At 66.7% G+C, this 3837-nt stretch carries 3 protein-coding genes; 1 reads left to right on the top strand and 2 read right to left on the bottom strand.

Features of this window, described 5'->3' with window-relative positions; all coding sequences use genetic code 11:
• Positions 1–160: 160 nt before the first annotated feature.
• Entirely contained in the window at positions 161–2317 is a 2157-nt protein-coding gene (locus VW23_RS20650; RefSeq protein WP_069911397.1) for a sodium-translocating pyrophosphatase, read from the top strand.
• A 65-nt stretch (positions 2318–2382) separates the two neighbouring features.
• Here VW23_RS20650 and VW23_RS20645 read toward each other — a convergent pair whose 3' ends face one another.
• Together VW23_RS20645 and VW23_RS20640 are read right to left on the bottom strand one after the other, a co-directional pair.
• On the bottom strand, positions 2383–3297 hold the full coding sequence (locus VW23_RS20645) for a heme-dependent oxidative N-demethylase family protein (RefSeq protein WP_069911396.1): 915 nt from the start codon (positions 3295–3297) through the stop codon (positions 2383–2385).
• Positions 3298–3343: 46 nt separating this feature from the next.
• Entirely contained in the window at positions 3344–3730 is a 387-nt protein-coding gene (locus VW23_RS20640; RefSeq protein ID WP_069911395.1) for a YciI family protein, read from the bottom strand.
• Positions 3731–3837: the final 107 nt, after the last annotated feature.

Here is a 3837-nt window from a genome sequence, read left to right as displayed (position 1 = left end):
CACCAGCCCCTCAACGAACCGCCGCACCCCTACCCCATTGCGCCCCCTGCGGCGATTTGGCACAAGTTTCGCACGCGATCGTCGGGGGGCGAGGAGGAGCGGTTCGCCGCTGCAACTACGGAGCGTTCCCCGGTGACGTCACATCGAGGGAACATTCGTTATGACTCTATTGCTATGGGCGATCGTCGTGTGCGGTCTGCTCTCCATCGTATACGGCGTCGTCACGACGCAGGGCCTGCTGAAGGCCGATGCGGGTTCGGCCCGCATGCAGGAGATTTCCGCCGCAGTGCGTGAAGGCGCCTCCGCCTATCTCCGCCGCCAGTACACCACTATCGCGATCGTCGGCGTGGTCATCCTGATCCTCGCCTTCTTCCTGCTCGGCATCTATGCCGCCATCGGCTTCGCCATCGGCGCCATCCTCAGTGGTGCCGCGGGCTTCATCGGCATGAACGTCTCGGTCCGCGCCAACGTCCGCGTCGCCCAGGCGGCGACCAAGTCGCTGGCCGGCGGCCTCGACCTCGCCTTCAAATCGGGTGCCGTCACCGGGCTGCTGGTTGCGGGTCTCGGCCTCCTCGGCGTCACCCTCTACTTCATCGTCCTCACCCAGTTCCTCGGCATCGCGCCGACCAGCCGCATCGTCATCGACTCGCTGGTGGCGCTCGGCTTCGGCGCCTCGCTGATCTCGATCTTCGCCCGTCTCGGCGGCGGTATCTTCACCAAAGGTGCGGATGTCGGCGGCGACATGGTGGGCAAGGTCGAAGCCGGCATCCCCGAGGATGATCCGCGCAACCCCGCCACCATTGCCGACAACGTCGGCGACAATGTCGGCGATTGCGCCGGCATGGCCGCCGACCTGTTCGAGACCTATGTGGTGACCGCGGTCGCCACCATGGTGCTGGCGGCGATCGTCCTCCCCGATGCCTTCAAGCTCGCCGGCATGGTGCTGCCGCTGGCCATCGGCGGCGCCTGCGTCGTCACCTCGATCATCGGCACCTACTTCGTCAAACTCGGCGCCTCCAACAACATCATGAACGCCCTCTACAAGGGCCTCATCGCCACCGGCGTCCTCTCGCTCATCGCGCTGCTGCCGACCCTGATGTGGGTGTTCGGCGGGCTCGACGTGCAGCTCGGCCTCGAAGGCGGCAAGCAGTTCACCCCGTGGAACCTGTTCTGGTGCGGCGTCGCCGGCCTCGTCATTACTGGCCTCATCATCGTCATCACCGAATATTACACCGGCACCGGCAAGCGCCCGGTCAACTCGATCGCCGAAGCATCGGTGACCGGCCACGGCACCAACGTCATCCAGGGCCTCGCGGTGTCGCTGGAATCGACCGCCCTGCCGGCGCTGGTGATCATCATCGGCATTATCGTCACCTATAACCTTGCCGGCCTGTTCGGCATCGCCTTCGCCGTCACCACCATGCTGGCGCTGGCCGGCATGATCGTCGCGCTCGACGCCTTCGGCCCGGTCACCGACAATGCCGGCGGCATTGCCGAAATGGCCGGCCTCGACAAGGAAGTGCGCCACAACACCGACGCGCTCGACGCCGTCGGCAACACCACCAAGGCCGTCACCAAGGGCTATGCCATCGGTTCGGCCGGCCTCGGCGCCCTGGTGCTGTTCGCCGCCTATACCCAGGACCTGCAGTTCTTCGCCGCCACCGCGGCCGAGGGCTCGTTTTTCCATGGCCTCGGCAACCTCACCTTCTCGCTCGCCGACCCCTATGTCGTCGTCGGCCTGCTGTTCGGTGGCCTGTTGCCCTTCCTCTTCGGCGGCATGTCGATGACTGCCGTGGGCCGCGCCGCCCAATCGGTGGTGGTGGAAGTCCGCCGCCAGTTCAAGGAAAAGCCGGGCATCATGGCCGGCACCGAAAAGCCCGATTACGGCAGGGCCGTCGACATGCTGACCAAGGCGGCGATCAGGGAAATGATCGTCCCCTCGCTGCTGCCGGTGCTGTCGCCGATCGTGGTGTTCGTCGTGATCTACTGGATTGCCGGCACCGCCGCCGCCTTCTCGGCGCTCGGCGCCATGCTGATGGGCGTCATCGTCACCGGGTTGTTTGTCGCTATCAGCATGACGGCTGGCGGCGGCGCCTGGGACAACGCCAAGAAGAGCTTTGAGGACGGCTTCACCGATAGCGCCGGCGTCAAGCACTTCAAGGGTTCCGATGCCCACAAGGCCTCGGTCACCGGCGACACCGTCGGCGACCCCTACAAGGACACTGCCGGCCCGGCGGTGAACCCGATGATCAAGATCACCAACATCGTGGCCCTGCTGCTGCTGGCGGTGCTGGCGCATATGACCGGCGTGGCGTAACGGCTCACGCCAACCCGCCGTGCGGTAATTTGAGGGCCCGGGGGATCACCCCGGGCCCTTCAACTTTATGGCTCCGGTGCTCGCGCGGCGATCTCGTCCAGCCGCGCCACCAGCCGGTCGCGCTCGAGGGTCAGCCCCTTGTAGTCGAGCTCGGCAGCCCCGAGCGCCATGAGTTGCGCGGCCAGTGAGCCGGCGATCCTTGCCGCCTCCGGGTGCTGCTCCAGCCGTGCAAGCGGATCGACATGGATGCGGATGGCGAACAGGATATCGCCGCTCGCCGGCAGCTTCCGCAGTGTCTGCCGCTCTACCCTGAGGAATACGCTTGCCGCCCGCTCGTCCGCCCCGAAACGCCGTGCGCCGGGATCGGCCGTCTCGGGGTGATGCAGCCGGTCGTCCCCATAAAGCGACCAGTTCCAGCGGATCATTGGCACTTCGGGCCGCGCATTGTCGAACATGCGCTGGATCAGCTCTGCATTCCGCGTCCCGGCGCCGAATCCGGGCACCGGCCCGTGCACTTCACGCAGCGGCCGCCCGAATTTCTCCCTGAGCGACCATGACGAGGGGAAGCAGAGCGAGGCTGCGGCGAGCCGCCAGCCCGCCTCGCCGCGACGCATCAGCACCAGGTCCTCCTGCACCAGCCTTGCCGCCGCCCGCAGCGGCGCCTCGCCCGGCACGCCCAGCGCCACGTGCTTTCCGGCGGGTATGATCTCGACCCCGTCGCCGATCCGCCGATAGTGCTGGGGGAATTGCGTCACGAGGTGCTCCACCAGCAATGCCAGCACCTCGGCCTGCGCCTGCTCCGTTCCTGGCTCGGCCACAAACACCGAGTCCGCGTGCGCCGCGCTTACCCGCTCCTTCTCGGCGAGGTCTGCCGCCAGACGGCCATCGACCTCGAACCAATCGGCAAGCGGAAGCGGCTTCACGCCGATCTGGAAGAGTTTTGCGGACCCGTCATAGGGCGTGTGGAGAGGTAGCGTCATGTCCGCGACATTGGCGGCGGCCGGCCGTTACCGCAAGGGCAGCGCCCTACGCCACCTCCGGACGCCCGCGCCCCGTCACGCTATCCACCTGCTCCAGCGCCGGCCGCACTTCGACACTGGCGACCCGCATGATCGGGCTGGTCTTGGCCAGGGCGATCGCTTCATCGATATCCTTCGCTTCGATCAGGAAGAAACCGCCCAGGTGCTCCTTGGCTTCGACGAACGGCCCATCGGTGCTGGAGAATTTGCCGGCCCGCTGCCGCACCGTCACTGCCGACTGCGGCGCCTCGAGCGGCTGCGCCAGGATCAGCTTGCCGCTGTCCCGCAGCCCCCAGTCGAAGGCGATGGAGTCGTCGGCCAGCTGCCGCCCCTCGGCCTCACTCAGCGCGCCGATGGCGACGCTGTCGATGTAGACGAGACACACGAACTTCATTTGAGGCACCTCCTGTTTGCGAGGCTAGTCGAACTGCTGCGCGGCGAATCGACATTCCGGGAGCACCGGCCTCTCAGTGCTCCTCCACCGTGAAACGGGGGAGGGGG

This window comes from Devosia insulae DS-56, assembly GCF_000970465.2.
GTDB classification, from domain to species: Bacteria; Pseudomonadota; Alphaproteobacteria; order Rhizobiales; family Devosiaceae; genus Devosia_A; species Devosia_A insulae.
Note: the sequence above shows the minus strand (reverse complement) of the source record. Positions and strands in the feature narration are given on the sequence as shown.

Coding starts and splice junctions, on each gene's coding strand:
- VW23_RS20640 (WP_069911395.1), bottom strand. CDS start 3,730: ATGAAGTTCGTGTGTCTCGTCTACATCGACAGCGTCGCCATCGGCGCG.
- VW23_RS20645 (WP_069911396.1), bottom strand. CDS start 3,297: ATGACGCTACCTCTCCACACGCCCTATGACGGGTCCGCAAAACTCTTC.
- VW23_RS20650 (WP_069911397.1), top strand. CDS start 161: ATGACTCTATTGCTATGGGCGATCGTCGTGTGCGGTCTGCTCTCCATC.